This window comes from Pseudoalteromonas sp. AS71, from assembly GCF_038900275.1.
GTDB lineage: Bacteria > Pseudomonadota > Gammaproteobacteria > Enterobacterales > Alteromonadaceae > Pseudoalteromonas.
Genome location: NZ_JBBMQZ010000019.1, coordinates 1 through 21,507, shown reverse-complemented (window position 1 = coordinate 21,507; position 21,507 = coordinate 1). Strand labels below are relative to the sequence as shown.

25 protein-coding genes are annotated in these 21,507 nt (G+C 38.9%); 9 read left to right on the top strand and 16 right to left on the bottom strand.

Annotated elements, in window-relative coordinates:
• Positions 1-4 precede the first annotated feature (4 nt).
• Entirely contained in the window at positions 5-589 is a 585-nt protein-coding gene (gene dcd, locus WNY98_RS14645; protein WP_076923901.1) for a dCTP deaminase, read from the top strand.
• Between the two features lie 16 nt (positions 590-605).
• On the opposite strand, the gene WNY98_RS14640 is transcribed toward dcd, so the two are convergent.
• Together WNY98_RS14640 and WNY98_RS14635 are read right to left on the bottom strand one after the other, a co-directional pair.
• Positions 606-1,391 carry a CLCA_X family protein gene (locus WNY98_RS14640; RefSeq protein ID WP_342878238.1) on the bottom strand — a complete coding sequence of 262 codons (786 nt, stop codon included), beginning with the start codon at positions 1,389-1,391 and terminating at the stop codon, positions 606-608.
• 20 nt (positions 1,392-1,411) lie between these two features.
• On the bottom strand, positions 1,412-2,008 hold the full coding sequence (locus WNY98_RS14635) for a tRNA-uridine aminocarboxypropyltransferase (RefSeq protein ID WP_342878237.1): 597 nt from the start codon (positions 2,006-2,008) through the stop codon (positions 1,412-1,414).
• A gap of 137 nt (positions 2,009-2,145) precedes the next feature.
• Between WNY98_RS14635 and WNY98_RS14630 the strand changes: the two genes are divergently transcribed.
• On the top strand, positions 2,146-2,490 hold the full coding sequence (locus WNY98_RS14630; RefSeq protein ID WP_197185038.1) for an Hpt domain-containing protein: 345 nt from the start codon (positions 2,146-2,148) through the stop codon (positions 2,488-2,490).
• 366 nt (positions 2,491-2,856) lie between these two features.
• A complete protein-coding gene (locus WNY98_RS14625; RefSeq protein ID WP_342878236.1) occupies positions 2,857-4,074 on the top strand; it encodes a pyridoxal phosphate-dependent aminotransferase in 1,218 nt (405 codons plus the stop codon).
• Between the two features lie 333 nt (positions 4,075-4,407).
• Here the strand turns inward: WNY98_RS14625 and WNY98_RS14620 are convergent, their stop codons facing one another.
• From WNY98_RS14620 to WNY98_RS14605, 4 genes are all read right to left on the bottom strand, one after another.
• The gene (locus tag WNY98_RS14620; protein WP_008134100.1) at positions 4,408-4,875 is read right to left on the bottom strand and encodes a glycine zipper 2TM domain-containing protein; all 468 of its coding nucleotides are present in this window, start codon (positions 4,873-4,875) and stop codon (positions 4,408-4,410) included.
• A 178-nt stretch (positions 4,876-5,053) separates the two neighbouring features.
• A complete protein-coding gene (gene lpoB / locus WNY98_RS14615) occupies positions 5,054-5,674 on the bottom strand; it encodes a penicillin-binding protein activator LpoB (protein ID WP_002959677.1) in 621 nt (206 codons plus the stop codon).
• Between the two features lie 11 nt (positions 5,675-5,685).
• On the bottom strand, positions 5,686-6,111 hold the full coding sequence (locus tag WNY98_RS14610; protein ID WP_007582549.1) for a YcfL family protein: 426 nt from the start codon (positions 6,109-6,111) through the stop codon (positions 5,686-5,688).
• 8 nt (positions 6,112-6,119) lie between these two features.
• Positions 6,120-7,484 (bottom strand): adenine DNA methylase, encoded by a 1,365-nt coding sequence (locus tag WNY98_RS14605; protein WP_342878235.1) that lies wholly within the window; start codon positions 7,482-7,484, stop codon positions 6,120-6,122.
• 343 nt (positions 7,485-7,827) lie between these two features.
• Between WNY98_RS14605 and WNY98_RS14600 the strand changes: the two genes are divergently transcribed.
• The gene (locus tag WNY98_RS14600) at positions 7,828-8,697 is read left to right on the top strand and encodes a DMT family transporter (protein WP_342878234.1); all 870 of its coding nucleotides are present in this window, start codon (positions 7,828-7,830) and stop codon (positions 8,695-8,697) included.
• 22 nt (positions 8,698-8,719) lie between these two features.
• On the opposite strand, the gene WNY98_RS14595 is transcribed toward WNY98_RS14600, so the two are convergent.
• From WNY98_RS14595 to WNY98_RS14565, 7 genes are all read right to left on the bottom strand, one after another.
• Positions 8,720-9,406, bottom strand: a complete 687-nt coding sequence (locus WNY98_RS14595) for a M15 family metallopeptidase (RefSeq protein ID WP_342878233.1) — start codon at positions 9,404-9,406, stop codon at positions 8,720-8,722.
• Positions 9,406-10,536: a succinyl-diaminopimelate desuccinylase gene (gene dapE, locus WNY98_RS14590; RefSeq protein WP_342878232.1), complete on the bottom strand. Its 1,131-nt coding sequence runs from the start codon at positions 10,534-10,536 to the stop codon at positions 9,406-9,408. Before dapE ends, WNY98_RS14595 begins: the two co-directional genes overlap by 1 nt.
• Positions 10,529-10,879 carry an ArsC family reductase gene (locus WNY98_RS14585; RefSeq protein ID WP_342878231.1) on the bottom strand — a complete coding sequence of 117 codons (351 nt, stop codon included), beginning with the start codon at positions 10,877-10,879 and terminating at the stop codon, positions 10,529-10,531. Before WNY98_RS14585 ends, dapE begins: the two co-directional genes overlap by 8 nt.
• Before the next feature lie 4 nt (positions 10,880-10,883).
• Complete coding sequence (locus WNY98_RS14580; protein WP_076923911.1) at positions 10,884-11,381, bottom strand: PTS glucose transporter subunit IIA; 498 nt, start codon at positions 11,379-11,381, stop codon at positions 10,884-10,886.
• Between the two features lie 3 nt (positions 11,382-11,384).
• Positions 11,385-11,771, bottom strand: a complete 387-nt coding sequence (locus WNY98_RS14575; RefSeq protein WP_197185032.1) for an ACT domain-containing protein — start codon at positions 11,769-11,771, stop codon at positions 11,385-11,387.
• Positions 11,772-11,998: 227 nt separating this feature from the next.
• The gene (gene pta / locus WNY98_RS14570; protein ID WP_342878230.1) at positions 11,999-14,158 is read right to left on the bottom strand and encodes a phosphate acetyltransferase; all 2,160 of its coding nucleotides are present in this window, start codon (positions 14,156-14,158) and stop codon (positions 11,999-12,001) included.
• Position 14,159: 1 nt separating this feature from the next.
• Positions 14,160-15,374, bottom strand: coding sequence for an acetate kinase (locus WNY98_RS14565; RefSeq protein WP_342878229.1), 1,215 nt, complete (start codon positions 15,372-15,374; stop codon positions 14,160-14,162).
• Positions 15,375-15,658: 284 nt separating this feature from the next.
• Here WNY98_RS14565 and yfbV point away from each other — a divergent pair, with 284 nt between their 5' ends.
• Positions 15,659-16,105, top strand: coding sequence for a terminus macrodomain insulation protein YfbV (gene yfbV, locus WNY98_RS14560; RefSeq protein ID WP_342878228.1), 447 nt, complete (start codon positions 15,659-15,661; stop codon positions 16,103-16,105).
• Here the strand turns inward: yfbV and WNY98_RS14555 are convergent.
• From WNY98_RS14555 to xthA, 3 genes are read right to left on the bottom strand one after another with little or no spacing between them, the layout of a single operon-like run.
• Entirely contained in the window at positions 16,102-16,917 is an 816-nt protein-coding gene (locus tag WNY98_RS14555; RefSeq protein WP_342878227.1) for a putative RNA methyltransferase, read from the bottom strand. The genes yfbV and WNY98_RS14555 overlap by 4 nt on opposite strands.
• On the bottom strand, positions 16,914-17,561 hold the full coding sequence (locus tag WNY98_RS14550; RefSeq protein ID WP_076923916.1) for an energy-coupling factor ABC transporter permease: 648 nt from the start codon (positions 17,559-17,561) through the stop codon (positions 16,914-16,916). The genes WNY98_RS14555 and WNY98_RS14550 overlap by 4 nt, the downstream gene beginning before the upstream one ends.
• A gap of 5 nt (positions 17,562-17,566) precedes the next feature.
• Complete coding sequence (gene xthA / locus WNY98_RS14545) at positions 17,567-18,373, bottom strand: exodeoxyribonuclease III (protein WP_342878226.1); 807 nt, start codon at positions 18,371-18,373, stop codon at positions 17,567-17,569.
• 240 nt (positions 18,374-18,613) lie between these two features.
• On the opposite strand from xthA, the gene WNY98_RS14540 reads away from it, so the two are divergent.
• From WNY98_RS14540 to rluB, 4 genes are all read left to right on the top strand, one after another.
• Complete coding sequence (locus WNY98_RS14540) at positions 18,614-19,045, top strand: exonuclease III (protein WP_342878225.1); 432 nt, start codon at positions 18,614-18,616, stop codon at positions 19,043-19,045.
• A gap of 226 nt (positions 19,046-19,271) precedes the next feature.
• Positions 19,272-19,793: a major outer membrane lipoprotein gene (locus WNY98_RS14535; RefSeq protein WP_076923917.1), complete on the top strand. Its 522-nt coding sequence runs from the start codon at positions 19,272-19,274 to the stop codon at positions 19,791-19,793.
• A 151-nt stretch (positions 19,794-19,944) separates the two neighbouring features.
• Positions 19,945-20,535: an SMC-Scp complex subunit ScpB gene (gene scpB / locus WNY98_RS14530; protein ID WP_024590449.1), complete on the top strand. Its 591-nt coding sequence runs from the start codon at positions 19,945-19,947 to the stop codon at positions 20,533-20,535.
• Complete coding sequence (gene rluB / locus WNY98_RS14525; RefSeq protein ID WP_007582584.1) at positions 20,532-21,404, top strand: 23S rRNA pseudouridine(2605) synthase RluB; 873 nt, start codon at positions 20,532-20,534, stop codon at positions 21,402-21,404. Before scpB ends, rluB begins: the two co-directional genes overlap by 4 nt.
• Positions 21,405-21,507: the final 103 nt, after the last annotated feature.

The following is a 21,507-nucleotide window of genomic DNA, read 5'->3' as shown; positions in this document are numbered from 1 at the left end:
AATAATGAGACTTTCAGACACACATATTAATGAATACCTAAGCGACGGTCGCATTGTTATTGAGCCTGCGCCAACGAGCGAGATGATTTCAGGCGTGACTGCCGATTTGCGCTTGGGTAATAAATTTAGAACTTTTAATGCGCATAATGCAGCATACGTCGATTTAAGTGGCCCAAAAGATCAGTTAAATAAAGCCATGGAATCAATCATGAGTGAAGAAATAGTGCTTGATGAAGGTGAAGCATTCTTTTTACACCCAGGTGAACTTGCATTAGCTATTACACACGAAAAAGTAACGTTGCCAGCAGACATAGTAGGGTGGTTAGATGGACGCTCATCGCTTGCGCGTTTAGGGTTAATGGTGCATGTAACCGCGCACAGAATCGACCCAGGCTGGAGCGGTAATATTGTTTTAGAGTTTTACAACTCAGGTAAATTACCACTGGCACTTCGCCCCCTGATGAAAATTGGTGCAATGAGCTTTGAAATGCTTTCAGGCCCATGCGAAAACCCTTACAACATTCGTAAAGACGCAAAGTATAAAGATCAAAGCAGTGCGGTAGCAAGCCGCATTAGTGACGATAAATAATCACCAAATATAGGCTTTACTCGTCTATTTTATGAAGCGCGTAACCCAGTAGTTCAAAATACTGATTAAGCGCTTCATTTGCTTTATTAATATGCTCAGCGTTTGGGTATATTAAATTACTACTTTGTAAGCCTCCCACCAAAAAGCTATTTTTTATATGTGAATGCTGCTCAATACACGCTTCAAAACAACGTGCTGCAAGTTCCTCTGGCATGCTCATATAATTCATGTTTTGTGCTTTATCGTGTTCTATGCATGTTTGTACAAAGCTATTAGCATCCACACCATCCTCATTTAAAAATACATATTTATAAAAATTGTTTAAAGCATTATTAAGTGGGTGCGATAAATTAGGCGTGTTTGAAAGCCATAGTTTTGAGGCAAAACCAAATCGTGGTTTTGCTGCAAATAAATGCTCGCTTATGTGATGATCAAACGCATGAAACCATTCGTGAGCGAGTGCGCCACCGCCTGCATTTTTTGCAAGAGCAAGCGTTTGAGAGGCCGCATTATAATGCGCTTGCACGCCTTTTTGACCACCATGGCCAAATGCAAAATTAAGCTTCCCGCGCAGGCCAATAGCTTTGGGCGGTAAATGCAGTATTTGGGCAAGGTCGGCCAGCGCATCGTAAATTAAATTAGCGCTAATGTAGCGCTCTTCTTTGGTTACCCATTTACCTACCACCATTGATCTAAAACCAAAGGTATCTCTTATATCGCTAAAATCGACTTGGTCGTCAAAGCGATAGTCGGGGCCTTGGCGAGTAAAGCCACGTTTTAGTCTGTTTAGGTAACTACACATTTAAATTCATGGCACCGTGTTTAATCTAAGTAACGTGCTTTTACGTGATCGGGCATATGTTGGGTTTGTTTTTGTATTAATTCATCAAGCACATTATAAAGTGGTGCAGGATTTAGCTGCTCTATTAAAAATAAACTATGCGCTACGGCTTCGAGTGTGGATAGGCTGTCGGCTCGGGGTGTTTTACGAATAGCATAACGATTTTTAGGTAACTGTTTAAAACTGACCGTTTTGAATTGATTTAGCAATGTGGTGAGCTGTAAAATTTTATAGGCTTTTTTCCATGTGCCATCAACCACTATTAAATGAGTGATGTTTTTTATACTTGGTTGCTCAACGCTATCGTCTAAATTTATAGCATTTTCGTTAGGGTAGAGCAAAACAGTTGAGCTGATTGGCAGTGTTTTTAGTATGGCAAAGTCATCATTATTTTCACCTTTGATTATTTGGCAATCAGTTAGGCATAAATTCAATAGCTTAGCGGTATTTTTTGCTATTTTTTCTTCGCTTGGGTGTTGTAGAATAATAACCGTAACTTTGTTATTTATATTTGTAGTTGCGCTGCAAATACAGGTGTTAAGTGCAAAGTTACAATGATTACAAAGTGTGCGTGCCATTTAATAAACTTTTTGTTGCCAGTATGATCCTCATAATTATACATTTATAAGGTAATTAAGTTGGTTTTTTTTATGCATCAATATAAAGTAGTACTATTAAACTGTAATTTACATGGATTGTTTTAAGGGCTTAAAATATGACCGAAATAAATATAGATACATCAGCATTAGAGAGTATGGAATCATTATTGGGTGAGCAGTTTGCTGACACACTTGATTTTTGCTGCTCGGAGTTTGAACGTTTAGGCTCTGAAGTGTTAGCAACCATTGGAAAAGATAGAGAAGCGGCTATTCGTCATTCTCATAGCTTAAAATCTAACGCTGCGCAGTTTGGTGCTTCAAGCCTTGCTGAAGTGTCTCGCGTTATTGAACAAAATTTAAACCTAGATAACTTAGCTGAAGCCATCGACGCATCTGATAGTTTAATGGCTCAAGTAACAGGCTCTCAAACTAAGCTAAATGAATGGTTAGCATCTCGTTAAAGATATAAGCCAAACGTGAATTTATTTCAGTATTAAGCGCTTAAATACACTGGCATTTTACGCCTTTACTAGGTTAGTCTAAAGATTCACTAGGGCGTGTTGATCTTTCGGGATTGAATTTGCAACGAGTGTCTGGTTTTTAGGTTAGGCAGAGCCTATGCAGTGTGGTTTTTCCACATAAATAGGCGATAACAACACATAAAATCCAAACACGCATTGCCCAGAGGGTTCTTTCTAGGGGCTATTTTCTCTTTGTTACTCAATTTTTACTTAGCCCACTAGGTTACAAATCTCGCGCCGCGATTAAATCGCCCCTAGGTTGAACAAATTTAATCCATAAAGTCAATACGCCCTAAAGAGGTAAAAATGTCTGATATTAAAAAGAGTCACAAATTAGAAGGTGTATGTTATGACATTCGTGGGCCGGTTTTAGCGCAAGCTAAAAAAATGGAAGACGAAGGTCAAAAAGTATTAAAATTGAATATAGGTAATCCGGCCGCCTTTGGTTTTGATATGCCAGAAGACATGCACCGCGATATTATCCGCAACTTATATTCAGCCCAAGGTTACTGTGACTCTAAAGGCCTCTATTCAGCCCGCGTGGCTATTTATCAGCATTACCAACAACGTGGATTACATAATTTAGATGTAGATAGTATCTATATTGGTAATGGCGTAAGCGAACTTATTCAGATGATCACCCAAGCGCTATTAAATAATGGCGATGAAGTGCTTATTCCTGCTCCAGATTATCCACTTTGGACTGCTTCGGTCACGTTATCGGGTGGTAATCCGGTGCATTATTTATGTGATGAAGAGCAAGATTGGTTTCCGGACATTGCAGATATAAAAAGTAAAATAACATCTAAAACTAAAGCGCTGGTATTAATTAATCCTAATAATCCCACTGGTGCGGTTTACAGTGATGATTTGTTAATGCAATTAATTGATATAGCGCGTGAACATAAACTGCTATTACTGAGCGATGAAATTTACGAAAAGATTTTATACGATGATATAACGCATACTTCAATCGGCTCACTTTGTGATGATGTACCAATCATTACTTTTAATGGTTTAGCAAAAACATACCGTGCAGCGGGGCTCAGAATGGGGTGGATGGTGTTAAGCGGTCGTACTTCGGTAATGGATGATTTACGCAAAGGCCTAGAAATACTTTCATCTATGCGTTTGTGCGCTAATGTACCTGCACAATATGCAATTCAACAGGCGTTGGGCGGCGTGCAATCAATTGATAGTCTAATAAACCCAGGTGGGCGCTTGTATGAGCAGCGTGATATTGCGTGGCGCGGATTAAATGATATTGAAGGCATTAGTTGTAAAAAACCTAAAGGCGCGCTCTATGCGTTTGCCAAAGTAGATACAGCACTTTTTAACGTCAAAGATGATGAAAAAATGATGTACGATTTGCTAAAAGCAGAAAAAATATTACTTGTGCATGGTAGGGCGTTTAATTGGCCTGAGCCGGATCATTTTAGATTGGTATTTTTACCAAGCAAAGATGATTTATCCGATGCGATGTTAAAAATGAAGCGCTTTTTTAAAGACTATCGCCAAGTATAGTTATTAAAAAAATAATAAAAAAGGAGCCAAATTTGGCTCCTTTTTTACTTTAGTCATGAATATATTAGCAGGGCGTGTTGCACTTTGTGGATTGAAATTTGTTCAATCTAGGGGGGATTAAATCGCGACGCGAGGTTTGTAACCTAGTGGGCTAAGTAAAAACCGAGCAACAAAGAGTTAATTGCCGCTAGGCAGAACCCTTCGGGCAGCGCATGTTTGGCATTTATGCTGCGTTATCGCCTATTTATAGGGAACAACCACAGTTCATAGGCTCTGCCTTGTCTAAATACCAAACATTCTGCTGCAAATTCAACCACCAAAGTTCAGCACGTCCTAGTACGCTTTATCTACACGCACTGTGTTGTCGTTCAAATACACTAATCTTACGTTATCGCCTTTACTAAAACGCATTGATTGGTCTTGATCTTGAACAACCATAAACTGGTCGCCATTTTCAACTTGTATTAATAACTCTACAAAGTGATTTTGCTGATAATGGCTTTGCTGCTGCCTATTATGTGCAACACTGCCGCCAATTACCGAGCCCAATATTGTTGCTACTGTGCGGCCGCTACCGCCACCAAACTGGTTGCCTACTACACCACCGAGTAATGCGCCGCCGAAGGTTTTCCAGCCGTTGTTTTTGTCTTGAATGATTTCTTGCTCGGTAATATTGCGTACCGATTTTACGTCACCAAATAAAACTTGCTGCACAGGGACTGCTTTATTGCGCTCGTATTTAGCAAACGTAGGCGCGCTTATTGTAAGTAAAGCGCACATAATTACAGTAATTGCTTTCATAACTTGCTCCTTTTATACCAACCTGCATAAATCTTTGATCAATTTAACGAATTAAATTGCGCTATAACGTCGTTAAAAATTTTTTATTTAGAACAACTAGATACAAAAATTTTTGCCTAGTACTAGCGTAATTTTCTTAACGTTAAATAGACCCCATATATAAGCAGATTGGTATTAGCTACCAGCCAAAGGTTGATTTTTCTTTAGTTTTACGAATTTCAGTTTCATCAGCCCATTCAACTAGGCCGCTTTCCATATCCATTAAACGCATTGTAAATTTATAGTATACGTCTGATTTATCGGCATTTGATTTAACGATGCTTGATAAGTTTCCATATAACATATATTGCGCGCCAATTTGTTTACCAAATGCAACGGCTGTTGCAGGGTTAACAAGGGCATCTTCGTTTTGAAACGTTAATTGCTCACGTACTGACTCAACACGGGTCATATCTACAAAACGAAACTTACCGCTGCGTAGCATTTGTGTTGAGATTGAATCGGTGATTGATTCTGTATCAATGTGCTCGCTGGTTTTATTTTTAATACGCTCAACAAATACTACAGGGCGTTTATTGGCGGTCATTGTGCCAACAACAGGTGAGCTGAGTAATGAGTCGGTCATTTGACTCGCTACTTTTTGTAAGTCGGTAGAACCAAAATTAATATCTGTCGTTTCTACTGCTTGTGCATCGCCATAACTTACTACGGCTTTATTAGCACAGCCACTTAACACTAAAGCGCTCAAGCCAACTAGAGCGTAAGTTGATACTGTTTTAAATTTGTTACTGATGATCATAGTTGTTTCCTTTAATCTTTAAATTCTTGTGATTCGGTAGACACTTCTCTTACTGCTAAAGAAAAGGTAACCGCATCAGAGCTAGGTGCTAAGCCCGGTAATTGTGTTTTTGCAAAACCAAATAAGGTGAGTGCTTGCCAAGGTGAATGATTGCCTTTAATAACAAAGCCGTCTTTATCAAACCAATTAAATTGATACTGCAAATACTGTGATTTTTTATACTGGCTCGAGAGTGTCACTACTACATCGGTTAACTGGTTGGTTTGACGTGTTTTCACATCAGTAATTGCCAGCTTTTTACCGAGCTCTGGGTTATCTACACGTAATTGCTCATTAAACTGATTTTTATTTTGTTCAACAGAAATACCCGATGTAACCGGTTTGCTGGAACATGCACTGAGCATTAAGACTGCTAATAATGGCGCTATGTATTTCATGATGGCTCCTAAAGTTGAACTACGTGGTAATTAAAGTAGTTATTAACGGAGGTTAAGTAAATTAACGTTAACCCTTGCTTACTAACGGTAAAATTTATAGGTGCTTGTGTGCCTATATGCAGAGAATGCTCACCTGTATTTAGGCTTTGCCTTGCAACACTTATTTGATTTGGAAGTGTAAGCCAACTGCGTGTATCAGCTTGCTCAGAAGCCAAATTATAAATATTAGCAAGTATGTTACCTACATCACCGGCACTGCGAGCAAGTTCTGCACGCACTTTCTCTTTAGCTACTAATCTAAGTACTTGGCGAGCTACTTTTGCAGGTATTTGATCTTCTAATGTTTTTGCTGCAAGTGCTTCAATGTGTACTAATGGGCTCAGCTCTAAGCTTTGTGCATCTATGTTTATATTATTAAGGCGGCGTACATAGGCATTATCTTTATATACTGGCATTGCAAGGCTGTAAAAGCGTGCATCGCCGCGTGATGAATAAATGGGTAAGCGCAGTTTAAATTCATCTTGTTTTGGTACTAAGCCTTGTTCAAATAAAACAATTACTTCGCCTTGTGTTGCAGAAATAGTGGGTGCATCACTAAAACGTTTTTTTAATTCGCTTAGGTCTTGGTCAAACCCTTGTTTTTTAGCAAGGCGCATTACGTCCTGCTGTAAATAAATATTGTTAGGTTGTATAGCCAGTGCTTTTTTATAATCAATATAAGCATCGTCATACTGTTTAGCACTTTGGTAAAGCAAAGCAGATAAATAAAATGTGTAGGCATTTTGAAAGCCATTTTTTACATCTCTGGTTACATTGCCCATGCTAGGGTAGTGCTGCTGCGCTTCCTTAACTGTTGAGTCGCCATCTGTTTTATTTTCGCTTAGTGCATCAACTTGTACTTTATTAGCACGGCGAATTTCGACCAAAGCGCCTTCTACATCGTTTTTATACACGTAGTTAAGTGCTTTATAACTATGAAGCATACTCATTTCGTAAGCCGGTGGTACATAAGTAATTGCTGAGTCGTTAGTAAATAACGCATTGCTTTGCTCAAGCCCCGCACTTACTTGTATTTTGGCGGCTTCGCGTTTTTTTTGCATTTGCGTATACACGTTCTCAAATTTACTTTGTGCCTCTTGTGGCGTATTGGCTAAGTCGTTTAAGCGAGCTTGCTCAAGTTGGTTGAGTAAGTAGCTGCTGTGCATGGTGCTATTATTGGCAATAAGGGATTGCGCTTCTTCGATATTGTTTTTCTCGATCGCATTTCTTATTGGTGTCATTTGCGTGGCATAGTCATTAAATAGGTCATTAAAGCCCATTGTGCTACACCCACTTAAAATACAACAAAAGCTTAAAATTATACTTAGGCGCACTGCGCACTCCTCTTAATTTACTTGCATACATTAACATATTATTTTTATTTGAATGTGTGAAATATTGTAAAAAATCGTAGAGTAAAACTGCCTGTCAATAAGGAAATATAAAATGACATTGGTGAACAAAGCGTGAACTTTTCTTGTTAAGTGAAATGCTTATACAGATGAGGTGGTCTATTAAATACAACACTCCCTTTGCACAGTTGTATCAATCCTGTTTAAATGTGTCGCTCAGTAAAGCGTTTGTAGGCTTTTATAGTTACACTTTAAGCTTAGAGGGTTAATTAGATTATTAATTTAAACAATGCTGTGACTCGTTTTTGATTGCTAAGGAATTTTTTTGAAAGCTACATTGTATACAATTATTGCCTTAATCGCGTTTGCCGCAAACTCTCTTTTTTGCAGAATGGCTTTAGCCGAAGGCTATATAGATGCTTGGAATTTTACTGTTATTCGTTTACTAAGCGGAGCTGCATGTTTGGGCATTATAATGGCTATTTATACCCATAATTTAAAACGAAAAGGTACATTTAACCCCGCTATTTTAAGTGATAAAGGAAGCTGGCGAAGCAGTATTAGTCTTCTTATTTACGCGCTTTGTTTTTCGATTGCATACCTTGAGCTAGATACAGGAACCGGTGCACTTATTTTGTTTTCAGCCGTGCAACTCACTATGATTGGCTGGGGTATATATCAAAAAGAGCAGTTGAGTGTGCTTCAGTGGTGCGCGTTTATAGTGGCGCTAGGTGGGTTTGTATATTTAATGCTGCCATCTGCTGCTGTACCTTCATTATTAGGTGCATCACTTATGGCACTCAGTGGTGTGGCATGGGGTATTTACAGTATTCGCGGTAAAGTGTGCGTATCGCCACTACGTACTACGGGGTTTAACTTTATAAGAAGCTTAGTGGCTATCCCTGTTTTATTACTTGTTGGTATGAGTTATTTAAAAAATATGAGTATTGAAGGGGTTTTGCTTGCATGTGCCTCGGGTGCGATAGCGTCTGGAATTGGTTACAGTGTTTGGTATGTGGCTATGCCACTGCTTAAAAGTACCCAAGCTGCTGTTGTGCAGCTTTGTGTACCTGTACTTGCAGCCGTTGCCGGGGTCTTGTTTTTATCAGAGCAGGTAACAATGGAATTTATAGTAGCAAGCTCGTTAATATTAGGCGCTGTGCTGGTATTTATTTTAAATAAAAAGAAGGTTTAATATCATTTAAGTTAACCTTCTTTTATGGTGGACTCACGTTTGTTACAAAGCGTTTATAAATAGCAGGTAAGTTATCAAGTATTGCCTGCTTACCCTGTAGTTCACTATTTTTTATGCATTCAAAAAGTACTTGCTCGCTAAGCGTATTCACTAACAATTGTGATTGCTTGATATGGCTTATATGCCAAAGCTCAGGTGCGACGCCGCCTAAATCATGTTGGTAAGGGCGATAAAAGCCAAATTTATCTAAGTTAGTATCAAGCCAATTACTTAAAGGCGCAAACGGCCCACCTTGCAGGTATTCATCAGGTGTTAGCTGTAGTTTATAATCATCACTTACCGCAGCTTTATCAAACACATCTAAATCGGTGCCTAAATGGTGCCTGCTTGCCCCAGGTAATGCAGAGTAGAGCATTATTGCTATGCATTTATCTACATCATTTAATTTAGTTAAATCTACAACCTTTTGCTGTTTATTATAAACAGGTCGAATACCTAAAAACTTATTATTCCAAATAATTGATTGACGATTAAAGTCGCGAAAACTTGAGGCAATAGTAAGCTCAAATCCTGCTTTTTGTGCTGCACTTTGCAGCGCTAAAAAGTCGTTAATAATAGCGCTGTGCAAGCGATGATTTTGTATATCAGTTAAATGTGTATCACTTTGCCCTGTGATACACATCATTGGTGTTGGTTTAGTTACATCCATTATGCTAAAAGTTGCTCTAATATTTGCTCGTAAATGTCGGTAAGGGCAATTAAATCATCGGTACTTACGCATTCATCCACTTTATGAATAGTGGCGTTACGTGGACCAAGTTCAATTACTTTAGCGCCAGTTTGAGCAATAAAGCGACCGTCAGATGTACCACCCGTGGTTTCTAGATTCGTGGTTAAACCGGTTACTGATTTAATCGCTTTAACTGTGGCATCAACAAGCGGGCCGTGCTCGGTAATAAAAGGTAAGCCATTTACTATCCAGCTTAATTCATAATTTAAGTCATGCTTTTGTAGAATGTCATTTACACGTTGCTGTAATTGCTCATACGTTACTTGCGTGCTAAATCTAAAGTTAAACTGTACTTCGAGCTCACCCGGAATAACATTACCCGCACCCGTGCCACCATTAATATTAGAAATTTGAAAGCTGGTGGCGGGGAAGTATTCGTTGCCGTTATCCCACACCGTTTGACTAAGTTCAGTAAGTGCTGGCGTCGCTAAGTGAATTGGGTTTTGTGCTAAATGCGGGTAGGCCACATGACCTTGTATACCCTTAACGGTTAAAAAAGCGGTAAGTGAACCTCTGCGACCATTTTTAACCACATCACCGAGTACATCGCGTGATGAGGGCTCGCCTACAAGACACATATCAATTTTTTCACCGCGTGCTTCTAATGTATCAATTACGCGAGTAGTCCCGTTTACAAATGGACCTTCTTCGTCTGAGGTGATTAAAAAAGAAATTGAGCCTTTATGATCTGGATGTTTAGTAACAAAGCGCTCGGTTGCCACAAGCATTGCAGCTAATGAGCCCTTCATATCGGCAGCACCACGCCCATGTAATAGGCCATCTTTTATTAATCCTGAAAACGGCGGATGTTGCCAATTTTTTTCAGGACCTGTTGGTACAACATCAGTGTGACCTGCAAAACAAAAATGTGGCGATTGTGTGCCTTTTCGAGCCCAAGTATTAAGTGTGTCGGTAAAAAATAATGACTCTATATTAAAGCCAATCGCAGCAAGGCGATCGTTCATCATTTGTTGGCAGCCAGCATCTTCGGGCGTTACTGATTCACGTTGGATTAGTGCTTGGGCGAGTTTAATTACATCATTAGTCATTATTAAAAATCTCGTCGTATTGGGCTGCTTTAAAACCTAAATGGTAAGTGCCATTGTTTACCAGTACTGGGCGTTTGATCATTGCAGGTTGTTCAACTAACAATGGGATAGCACTTTCTTTAGTCAAACTCTGTTTCTGCTCATCAGTTAGTGCGCGATAAGTTGTGCCACGTTTATTGACGAGTTGCTCCCAATCGAGTTTATCTGCAAAATCACTTACCATTTGCTCATTTACGCCATCTTTGCGGTAATCATGAAACGTAAATTCGATGTTGTTGTCGGCTAAGTATTTTTTTGCTTTTTTTATCGTGTCGCAATTGCTAATACCGTATAGAGTGATCATAAATCTAGTTCTTCTTAATAATAGTTAATAGGGTGTCTTCGCCCGCATTTACATGCGAATGTGAGTAATGAAATGTGCCAAGATTATGGCCGTTTAGTAAAATTAAACTAGCAAGCATTGGAGTATCAAGTTCTCGTAAATCAAAATAAGCAAGGCGTTGACCTTTGCATATTTTGCTACCATTGAGTTGTGCAATATGGGTATGCGTAATTGATTGCGAATCAGGGATAGTTAAGTTAATCAAGGCTTTTAGACCATTATTAGCTTGTAGAATAAACTCAGTGCCTGCATTTTTTACTTGTAATAAAGTTCCATCAAACGGTGCTAAAATTTTATGACTTGTTAGTTGCACCATAATACCAGGGCCCAGAGTGCCAAAACGAAAAAAAGGTTCTGGGTGCTCTTTCAGTTCAATTACTTTACCTGTAAATGGGCTGGTAATATTTATTGCGTTAAGAGGCGTTTTATTTTGAGCTAAATAGTCAATTTTTTGAGCTTTCATAAGTTAATTTTCCACCACGTTATAACCCTCTTTTCTTAAAGCTGAAATAGCATTGTCTGCAGTGTGTTTTTTTATGAGAATATAATCAGTATCGTAGGTTGAGATTGAAAAGATAGAAATTTTAGCTCGCGCTAATACGCCTGAAATATTAGCCATAATTCCGGTTAACGAAAAGCCAAGTGGACCTACAACCTCTAAAGCTTGCCAGTCTGGTTCGGTATCCAGGCTTTTTACTTCAAAATCGCTTGGGCATACAATTGAAAGTTCATCATGGGTTTTAGAAATAAAAAATAAAGATTGCTTTAAAAGTGCCGCAGGTATGTCGGCATCTACATCTAAACTATGTATAGATAAAATTGTGCTGTGTAATTGTAATGTTTGTTTTGACATTAAACGCCTGCGATACAGCATTATTGATAGCTTAATAGTATAGATTATTGCCTTCAAGTTAAAGGTGTAACCGAGACTAAAATAGGCATTTGGGAGTAGGTTTTAATAGAGATTACAAACTTACCCACAATTTCTGTGGATAAGTATGGGGGTTGCAGGGTATAAATAGCCTAACTAGTTAATTATTAAATAAATAATAGCTAGGCTATAAAAAATACACGTTGCGTTTATTGAGTAATTTGCGCTTCTGCTTGTGCTGCCTGAATTGCAGTTAAAGCTATTGTATACACAATATCATCAACTAATGCACCACGGCTTAAATCGTTTACAGGTTTGCGCATACCTTGCAGCATAGGGCCAATACTTATTAAGTCGGCACTTCTCTGCACTGCTTTATATGTAGTATTACCCGTATTTAAATCTGGGAATATAAATACAGTCGCTTTACCGGCTACAGGGCTGTTAGGTGCTTTTTTAAGAGCTACGTTTTCCATTATAGCGGCATCGTATTGTAGTGGACCGTCGATAATTAAATCAGGACGTTTTTGTTTTGCAATTTTTGTGGCTTCACGTACTTTTTCAACATCGGCACCGGTACCAGAAGTGCCCGTGCTGTAGCTGATCATGGCAACACGTGGCTCTATACCAAATGCAGCTGCAGAGTCGGCAGATTGAATCGCTATATCTGCAAGCTGTTCAGCATTAGGGTCTGGGTTAATCGCACAGTCACCGTAAACTAACACTTGGTCAGGTAGTAGCATAAAAAATACAGATGATACTAGCGATGACCCTGGCGCTGTCTTAATTAATTGCAGTGGTGGGCGAATTGTATTTGCCGTAGTGTTTACCGCGCCCGATACTAAACCGTCCACTTTACTTTGCTCAAGCATCATTGTACCCAGTACGACGTTATCTTGTAGTTGCTCTTGTGCTACTACGGCAGTTAGGCCTTTGCTTTTACGAATTTCGACCATAGGCGCAATATAATCATTAATAATACTTTTTGGCTCGATAATAGTTACATGTTCGTTTAGCTCAATACCTTGCTGTTGCGCAATACGCATTATTTCTTCGCGATCGCCCAGTAATATAGTTTTAGCAATCCCGCGTTGTCCACAAATAGCAGCCGCTTTAATTGTACGAGGTTCATTGCCTTCTGGCAGAACAACTGTTTTACCTGCTTTACGCGCTTTAGTGGTAAGTAAGTAACGAAATGCGGGCGGTGATAACTTGCGAGTTTTACCTACACTTTTAGCTAGAGTATCTAGCCAGCTTGAATTGATATGCTCTGCGTTGTGATCTTTTACTTTTTCAATACGTTGGTCATCATCGTTTGGTACTTCCATATTGAAGTTATGCAGTAATAATGATGTACGCCATGTGTCTGCATCGGTTGCAAGTATTGGTAAACCGGTTTGCATGGCTTGCTCACACAAGGCCATAATACGTGGCTCTGGCTCAAAACCACCGGTAAGCAATATGGCGCCAAGTTTGGTGCCATTCATAGCTGATAAACATGCAGCAACAAGTATGTCAGAGCGATCGCCCGGTGTTACTAATAAAGCGCCTGGCGTAAAATAGTTTAAAATATTTGAAACCGTACGAGCACAAAAAGTAATACGTCGCAGGCGACGATGAAGCATATCGCCTTCGTTAATTATTGTTGCTTTTAAATACGCACTTAAGTCTTTTACGCGCGGCGCTACTAAGTCAAAATCCCACGGGATTGCGCCAAGTAACATGAACGGATTATTTTTAAAAATAGGCAGGGAGGCTAAACGATTTAACTCGTTTTCAAGCTCTTCAGGTTTGTATGAGTCTACTAAATCGGCGCGTGCACGACCTTCTTCATCAAGTGGCGCGTTTACTTTATTAAAAATACAGCCCAGTACGCGAGGATGATCGATACCACCGTAGTTACCTGCTGCAATTTCAAGGCGGTCTTCTATTTGAGTAATGGTGTAATTACCAGGGGTAAGTACAAATACAATTTCGGCGCCGAGTGTTTGCGCAATTTCGCGGTTTACACGCCCAGCATAAGGTTGGCGACGAGTAGGTACCATACCTTCAATAATAGCGACTTCGTCGTCGTTTATTTTACTTTCAAAGCGTTCAACAATTTCCTCTAGTAGATCATCACCTTTACCGTCGCCAATCATTTGCTCTGCATAATCAAGTGCAAAAGGCATTGGTGAGTTAATAGGTGAGCCTTGAGTGACTATTTGTGTTGATTTTTCAGGGCCTGTTTCACCTGAACGTGGCTGAGCGATGGGTTTAAAAAAGTTAACTTTAACTGTTTTTTGTTCAAGTGCACGCACTAAACCAACTGATACCGACGTTAAACCAACACCGGTAGAAACAGGAATTAACATAATACGACGTGCCATATTAAAGCTCCTTCACGATATTTGCAGCATCAAGGGCAATGACCCATTCTTCATTAGTTGGCATTACAACTGCTTTGACGTGTGAATTTTTACAGCTAATAACACCGCCTTGACCAAAGCGCGCATTAAGGTTGGCTTGCGGATTACACTTAATGCTTAAAAAGGCAAGTTGCGTAATTACTTTTTCACGAATAATATCTGAGTTTTCACCAATACCACCCGTAAAAATCACAGCATCAAGGCGCTGTAATGGGACCATATACGCTGCAATTTGTTTTGAAAGGCGGTAGCAAAACATGTCAATTGCGAGTATCGCTTTTTTATTCCCGGCTATAGCGGCTTCTTCAATAGTACGGCAATCGTTAGAAAGCTCGCTAATACCTAACAAGCCACTTTTTTGGTTTAGTAGGTTATCTATTTGCTGGGCTGTGTAATCAAGTTGGGTGGTTAAAAAGTTAAATAAACCAGGGTCAATATCGCCGCTACGTGTGCCCATTATCAGCCCCTCTAGAGGCGTTAGTCCCATGCTGGTATCAACACTCTTACCATTTTTAATCGCGCATACAGAACAACCGTTGCCTAAGTGGGCACTAATAAAATTACTCTGCTCGATAGGTTGCTCTAGTAACTTTGCTGTTTGCTCTGCAACATAAAAATGACTTGTGCCATGAAAACCATAACGCCTAACACCAAACTCGGTGTACAACTTATATGGAAGAGCGTAAAGAAAGGCAACTTCGCTCATAGTTTGATGAAATGCAGTATCAAACACCGCGACTTGTGGCAAACCTTTAAACGATGCCTGCGCCGATGATATACCTAGTAAATTAGCGTGCCCATGAAGCGGTGCAAGCGTTGCTGACTGCGTAATGCCTGCAATTACTTTTTCGTCAATCAATACAGATTGCGTAAAGTGCTCGCCGCCATGCACAACACGATGGCCTACTGCGATAAGTTGCTCATCAAGTTTGTGATCTTTTATTAAGCTTACAAGCGTATTTATAGCCTCAGCATGTGCTTGGTTAGGCGCTAAGTCGATAACTGTTTTAGCACCATTAAATTTGTATTTAATAGAGGGTGCTTTGGCGCCTAAGCGCTCAGCAAGGCCTGAGATAATTTCGTGACCGTCGTTTGCATCAATAATGGCAAACTTTAAACTAGAGCTACCACAGTTTAAAACTAAAACATGTTGGGCTTTAGGGGAGGTTGTTGGCATAGATTCAATTTCCATAAACAAATTTAGTAAGTAAACGTTAATACGTAATCGTTACACTTACGGTATTAAATAAAGCTAAAACAATTGAATGTTCAATTGCAAAGTAGTTAACGCAATGTTAAATACTTTACCTTATTTAAGATGTTTAAGTTAGGATAGTTCGCCATTAAAGGGTAAATTTAAGCTCTTTTACTGAGAAAGTGTAACTCCTTCATTTTGTGTTACACTTTGGGTATAGCTCGTTTTTCTATTGTATTTAAAAGCAGTATCTGTGAGGAGTCATGATGCAAAAAAGTGTGATGTCACAACTACAAACAGGCCGTTTGTATGGTAAAAAATGGCCAATGCGCAGAGAGCTTGCGCCTTTGTTTTTAGAGTTTAGAGTGATCAGAGCGACTGAGCTTGCCATTACAGTAATGCCAATCTTAGCCATGCTAACATTGTTTTTTCAGCTAAATTACTTAGGCTCTGATTTTTTACCACAAGCCATTGCGAGTGCGTTATTTTTTATATCTCTACCATTACAAGGTCTATTTTGGTTAGGTAAGCGAGCGCAAACGCCTTTAGAGCCTGCGATGCAAAAATGGTATAACGAGCTGTACACTAAAATGGCAGCTAATGGATATCAAGCGCAGTTAAGTGAAAACAAGCCCCGTTATATGGAGCTTGCCAATTTACTTAAAGATATGTTTGAAAAAATGGACAGGGCATTTACTAAAGAGCAGTTTTAGAGAGTTATACCATTATCTATTTTGGTAAACTGAGTAATATAAAATGATAAGGTGACAGTGTGTTCACCTTTTTCTTCGAGTGCTGTCCAGTGCTCGGGTCTAAATTTCCATGCAAATGGTGTCATCATTATTAAGTTTTTAATATCAGTAAAGCTAAGTGCTACATGCTCTGTTAAAAGGATCTGTTCCGATTTTTGAAACCCTTTTGGAGTGGATATTTCAGTATGTTCGTTTACTTCTGAATATATATACGATTTTAGCTCTTTTAAATGACAAGGGCCTGGGCTTGCAACCACTAGTGTTGCGTTTTGATTTGCAAGGCGTTCGAGCTCTTGCTCAAACAAAGGTGCAAATACGCTAAAAAGTACATCGGCAAATTGGCTTTTAAAGGGCGCTTGGCTGATTGATGCCACACTAAAATGGCAATTAAGGTAGCGCTTTGCTGCATATTTAACCGCTGATTTTGAAATATCGACACCATATACTATAGCATTTGTTTTACTTGCTATTGCTTGGGTATAAAATCCTTCGCCGCATCCTAAGTCAATTACTGTATTTGCACTTATATTACTAACTATGTCGCTAAGATTTCGTTGCAAGAAGCCATAATAACCACGCTCTAAAAATGCGCGTCTGGCTTGTACCATTTCAAGTGAGTCACCCGGTTGTTTTGAGTTTTTTTGTTGCACAGGCAGTAAATTAACATAACCTTCTTTGGCAAAATCAAAGCTATGGTTATTAGCACAACGAAGTGTTGAATCAGCTTTTAAAAGTGCTAGGGTACACAGCGGGCATTGATATTGTAGACTCATGAGCCTAGGTAGTCCTTATCGTAAAAAGTTTTTACCCAATGCGGGCGATAGGTGATCATAATCGTTATAGCCATGCCGTTGAGCATTGCTTCAGGAAACCAGATTATGGCACTTAGATAAACGTAGTTATCTGCAAGTTCTTGCCAATTGTATTGCCCTATAGCTAAGTAAAATAAAGCACCTAGGCTTATTTTTATACAGGCTATAAATCCCGCGGTTATAAACGCACAAACAAATATATAAACAAAAAAATGACGAGGTAAATATTGGTAACTAATTATAAAGCCAAGATAGCTCAATAAAATAGGAATAAACGCACCAATAAGCAGTTGTACTGGTAACAGCTCAAGTTCAATTTGACCAAAGGCAGCGAGCAGTGCTGTGGCAAGTAGGCTACTTAAAATAGTCAATCGCCAGCCTAAAATTAATGTCGCGGCCGTAACACCTAGTATGTGCAAATCAAGGCCCGTTAAAATTCCTGCCTTTATTCGCCAAAGCATTGCAAACACTAACGCACACGCAAGCACGCCAGTTTGACGGACTGGCGTATTAAGTAATGTTTTATATGTTTTTTTATCAAAGCTTAAAATAGCAATGATAATTACAAGGGACCAAAGCAGTCCCTGCATTGTTAGGCTGAGCATAATAATTACTTAAATGTTGACCATATAGGGGCATGGTCTGACGGTTTTTCAATACCGCGAAGTTCGTAATCAATACCGGTATCTATGCAACGTGCTGCAAGTTCATTGGTTGCAAGGACGACATCTATACGAAGTCCTCGATTATCTACAAACCCTTTAGAGCGATAGTCAAACCACGAGTATTGATCGTCTATTTCGGGGTTTTGCTCTCTAAAGGTGTCTTTAAAACCCCAATTAAGTAGTGTTGCAAGCCATTCACGCTCTACCGGTTGGAAAGAACATTTACCTGTTTTTAACCAACGTTTAGCATTTACTTCGCCAATACCAATATCTAAATCGGTGGGTGATATGTTGATATCACCCATGACAATTACATCTTGATCGGGTGTGTGGTTGGTTTCAAGGTGTGTCATTAAATCTTTATAAAATTGACGTTTATAAGGGAATTTAGTTTCGTGATTAATATTATCACCTTGTGGGAAATAGCCATTCATGACAGTAAGGTCGCGACCGTTTTCTTGTTCAATAGTGACGCTTATCATGCGTTTTTGCGATTCATCTGTATCGGTGGCAAAACCTTTTAAGACCGATTTAGGCTCTTTTTTGCATAACATAGCTACGCCATAATGCGCTTTTTGACCATGAAAGTAGACGTGATATCCCATTTTTTGTACATCTTCTAATGGGAATGCTTCGTCGTGAACTTTAATCTCTTGCAAGCCAATAACGTCTGGTTGATGTTTGTCGATAATTACTTGTAATTGGTGAAGACGAGCACGCAGACCATTGATATTGAAAGAAATCACTTTCATAAAATTTACCTTAAAATTGGTTCTATTTAATAGATTAAATTGTATCAGTAAATACGCGTACATAACATGACTGAATTGAGATAATAGCTGCGTAAATGTTGATCAAATGATGGGTAAAGTTTAAACATTGTGAATACAATATTAATTATTTAAATAAATAAAAAATTCAATTGAACTTAACTTTATTGAATATATAATGCGCGAAATTCACTTGTTTAGCTCGTTCAAATAGGATCTCTCATGAAAACACAACTACTTTTAGCCACTGCTTTACTAGCATCTGCAACTGCGTCAGCACAAAGCAATACTTACTTTAGCCAAGATAACAAAATTGAGTCTAAGTTATGCGTACTAAGTGCAAACGAAGGCTTTAGCGTTGCTCGTAAAGAAGCTGCCCAGCACGGTATTTACCTATCTCGTTTTTCTAAAAGCATTTTATGTAATGGCGAAGATATTCGTGATATTGCTAAAAAAACGACATTAAGCAACGCATCAGTTGAGAAAGTAGAAGTATTTGCAAAAGACGCTCAACAAGAAACTCAACTATGTATGACGGCTTTAAAACAAGGTTTAGCACCTGTTCGTCAAAAAATTGGTAACCTGAACTCATTAAAATGTAATGGTCAAAACGTTACTGAGTTTGTTAAGCGCTACCAAAACGCAGCAATCTAATTGTTAGCTTAACTATATAAGTAAAATTGAAATACCTGGTTTTTACCGGGTATTTTTTTGCAAAAATTACAAGGTAGTTTGCAAAGCTTGCAAGCTTAACTTATTGAAACTGCTTAATAAATATACCGAATGAGATTAAGTTATTGATTATTATAAGTTAACTATTATTGGCATTAGATTTGTATTAGTTAAAGTGACATTTAATTAATTACGAAGGATACGTCTTATGAAAAAGTTAACATTAGCAGCCACTATTTTAGCATCATTAAGCCTAGCGGCTTGTTCATCTAATCAAGGTCTTGAAAGAATAGATAGTGACTTTGCAAGTTTAGATAATGACAGCGATGGCTACATCTCAAAAGTTGAAGCTGATGACGATAGCATTTGGGGTCATTTTTCAAATATTGATACCAATATGGATAACGAAATTAGCCGCAAAGAATTTAACACTTACATGAAGTTAAACAATGGTAAAGTAGCTACTGATTCTGAAGTAAGTGAGTCGGCATTTAAAGCTGAAATTGCTAAATTCGATAAAATTGAAAGCAGCTTTGCAAGTCTAGATAACGACAGCAATGGCTATATCTCGGTAGTTGAAGGTAACGATGATGATATTTCAAATCATTTTGGTTATATGGATAAAAACCAAGATAAGCGGATCAGTAAAAGCGAGTTTATGGGTTACATTAAAAAATACGGTAACGCAGTAGCTGAAGATGATGCATTAGAAGCCATTAAACACAGCTAATAGTTGTCATTTTAATAAGCAACAAAGAAGCCAGTGCTAGTCACTGGCTTTTTTGTGTTTTAAATTTAGTTATTTGATAGATATATTTTCCTAGTTTGGTGTTGTTCTGTCATAATAGATGGCTGTGTATTTTTATTTGTTAAGAGTGTGTATGGCGGGTCGACGAATTAGTGATGAACAACTAGTTGAGATCATTGAAGCAGCTATTTTTGTTGCAGATAAGCCTGTTAGTAAACGCCACCTTAAAGACATCGTATTAATAGATTTAGCTATTTCTATGGCACGAATAAATGACGCAATAGATACAATACAAGAACATTTTCAAACTCGTGGTATTCGCTTAGTTGAGGTTGGTAGTGGGTATCGGTTTCAGGCATGCAGTAGTTTAAGCCCTTGGTTAAATAACTTGTGGCAAGAACGTGCACCAAAATACTCGCGTGCTTTACTGGAAACATTATCACTTATTGCATACAGGCAGCCCATTACACGCGGCGAAATTGAGCAAGTAAGAGGTGTTACTACGGGTTCGAATATTATTAAAACCTTACTCGAAAGAGAGTGGGTTAAAGTGGTAGGGCATAAAGAGGTTCCGGGTAAGCCGGCTTTATATGCAACTACTAAGCAATTTTTAGATTATTTTTCGTTAACTGGGCTTGAAAATTTACCTGCGTTGCCAACAGAGCAGCAAAGTAAAATTAACCAGTTATTGAGCGATCCTTCTGTGAGAGAACCATCCGAATGAGTATTATACAAGGTGAAAAGTTACAAAAAGTCTTAGCCCGTGCAGGCGTAGGCTCACGCCGTGAAATGGAAAAATACATTGATGCAAACCGCGTTAGTGTAAACGGTAAAGTGGCAAAGTTAGGTGACCGTGTTGAAGAAACCGATTTGATTCGTGTGGACGGACACAGTGTAAAAATTGAAGAAAAAGCAGACCGAATCTGTCGTGTGATTATGTATAACAAACCAGAAGGTGAGTTAAGTACACGTAAAGATCCTGAAGGACGTCGTACTGTATTTGACCGACTTCCGCGTATTGATGGCGATCGCTGGATTGCGGTTGGTCGACTAGACGTTAATACATCAGGTTTGATGCTCTTTACAAACGATGGTGAACTGGCAAACCGATTAATGCACCCAAGCTATGAAGTCGAGCGTGAATACTCTGCGCGTGTATTTGGTGAAGTAACCAATGAAACGGTTAAAAACTTACTACGCGGTGTTGAGCTTGAAGATGGTCCAGCCAAATTCACGACTGTAACCCCTATGGGTGGTGAAGGCGTTAACCGATGGTTTAACGTAACGTTAAATGAAGGACGTAACCGTGAAGTTCGTCGTTTATGGCAGTCTCAAGATGCGGAAGTATCTCGTCTTATTCGTATTCGTTACGGTAAACTAGAGCTTGATAAGCGCGTGCCACAAGGTGGTTGGATGGAGTATGATTTAGAAACAGTAAACTACTTGCGTAAAACCGTTAAATTAGGCCGCGAAACACAAACTAAGCTTTCTGTTATGCCTGAAAAACGCAAAGATAAACGCGCTAAAATCAACCAAATTCGTAAAGCAGTTAAAAAACACAATCAGCGTGTTAAGCCGACTAAACGTAAATAATTAATTAGTTATTTTGTCCCATCCTGAAATAGGTTGACGGTTTTAATGAAAGACTTGGTGCGAAAGCGCCAGGTCTTTTTTATGCACTTGATTTGGTGTTTTC

Bases quoted from the DNA above. Each gene is read 5' to 3' on its own strand.
- WNY98_RS14635 (WP_342878237.1), bottom strand. From the start codon at position 2,008: ATGGCACGCACACTTTGTAATCATTGTAACTTTGCACTTAACACCTGT.
- WNY98_RS14535 (WP_076923917.1), top strand. From the start codon at position 19,272: ATGAAAAAGTTAACATTAGCAGCCACTATTTTAGCATCATTAAGCCTA.
- WNY98_RS14610 (WP_007582549.1), bottom strand. From the start codon at position 6,111: ATGAAATACATAGCGCCATTATTAGCAGTCTTAATGCTCAGTGCATGT.
- rluB (WP_007582584.1), top strand. From the start codon at position 20,532: ATGAGTATTATACAAGGTGAAAAGTTACAAAAAGTCTTAGCCCGTGCA.
- WNY98_RS14595 (WP_342878233.1), bottom strand. From the start codon at position 9,406: ATGGATGTAACTAAACCAACACCAATGATGTGTATCACAGGGCAAAGT.
- WNY98_RS14540 (WP_342878225.1), top strand. From the start codon at position 18,614: ATGAAAACACAACTACTTTTAGCCACTGCTTTACTAGCATCTGCAACT.
- WNY98_RS14555 (WP_342878227.1), bottom strand. From the start codon at position 16,917: ATGAGTCTACAATATCAATGCCCGCTGTGTACCCTAGCACTTTTAAAA.
- lpoB (WP_002959677.1), bottom strand. From the start codon at position 5,674: ATGATCATCAGTAACAAATTTAAAACAGTATCAACTTACGCTCTAGTT.
- WNY98_RS14585 (WP_342878231.1), bottom strand. From the start codon at position 10,879: ATGATCACTCTATACGGTATTAGCAATTGCGACACGATAAAAAAAGCA.
- WNY98_RS14580 (WP_076923911.1), bottom strand. From the start codon at position 11,381: ATGAAAGCTCAAAAAATTGACTATTTAGCTCAAAATAAAACGCCTCTT.
- pta (WP_342878230.1), bottom strand. From the start codon at position 14,158: ATGGCACGTCGTATTATGTTAATTCCTGTTTCTACCGGTGTTGGTTTA.
- yfbV (WP_342878228.1), top strand. From the start codon at position 15,659: ATGCAAAAAAGTGTGATGTCACAACTACAAACAGGCCGTTTGTATGGT.
- xthA (WP_342878226.1), bottom strand. From the start codon at position 18,373: ATGAAAGTGATTTCTTTCAATATCAATGGTCTGCGTGCTCGTCTTCAC.
- WNY98_RS14625 (WP_342878236.1), top strand. From the start codon at position 2,857: ATGTCTGATATTAAAAAGAGTCACAAATTAGAAGGTGTATGTTATGAC.
- WNY98_RS14550 (WP_076923916.1), bottom strand. From the start codon at position 17,561: ATGCTCAGCCTAACAATGCAGGGACTGCTTTGGTCCCTTGTAATTATC.
- WNY98_RS14575 (WP_197185032.1), bottom strand. From the start codon at position 11,771: ATGTCAAAACAAACATTACAATTACACAGCACAATTTTATCTATACAT.
- WNY98_RS14565 (WP_342878229.1), bottom strand. From the start codon at position 15,374: ATGCCAACAACCTCCCCTAAAGCCCAACATGTTTTAGTTTTAAACTGT.
- scpB (WP_024590449.1), top strand. From the start codon at position 19,945: ATGGCGGGTCGACGAATTAGTGATGAACAACTAGTTGAGATCATTGAA.
- WNY98_RS14630 (WP_197185038.1), top strand. From the start codon at position 2,146: ATGACCGAAATAAATATAGATACATCAGCATTAGAGAGTATGGAATCA.
- dcd (WP_076923901.1), top strand. From the start codon at position 5: ATGAGACTTTCAGACACACATATTAATGAATACCTAAGCGACGGTCGC.
- WNY98_RS14640 (WP_342878238.1), bottom strand. From the start codon at position 1,391: ATGTGTAGTTACCTAAACAGACTAAAACGTGGCTTTACTCGCCAAGGC.
- dapE (WP_342878232.1), bottom strand. From the start codon at position 10,536: ATGACTAATGATGTAATTAAACTCGCCCAAGCACTAATCCAACGTGAA.
- WNY98_RS14620 (WP_008134100.1), bottom strand. From the start codon at position 4,875: ATGAAAGCAATTACTGTAATTATGTGCGCTTTACTTACAATAAGCGCG.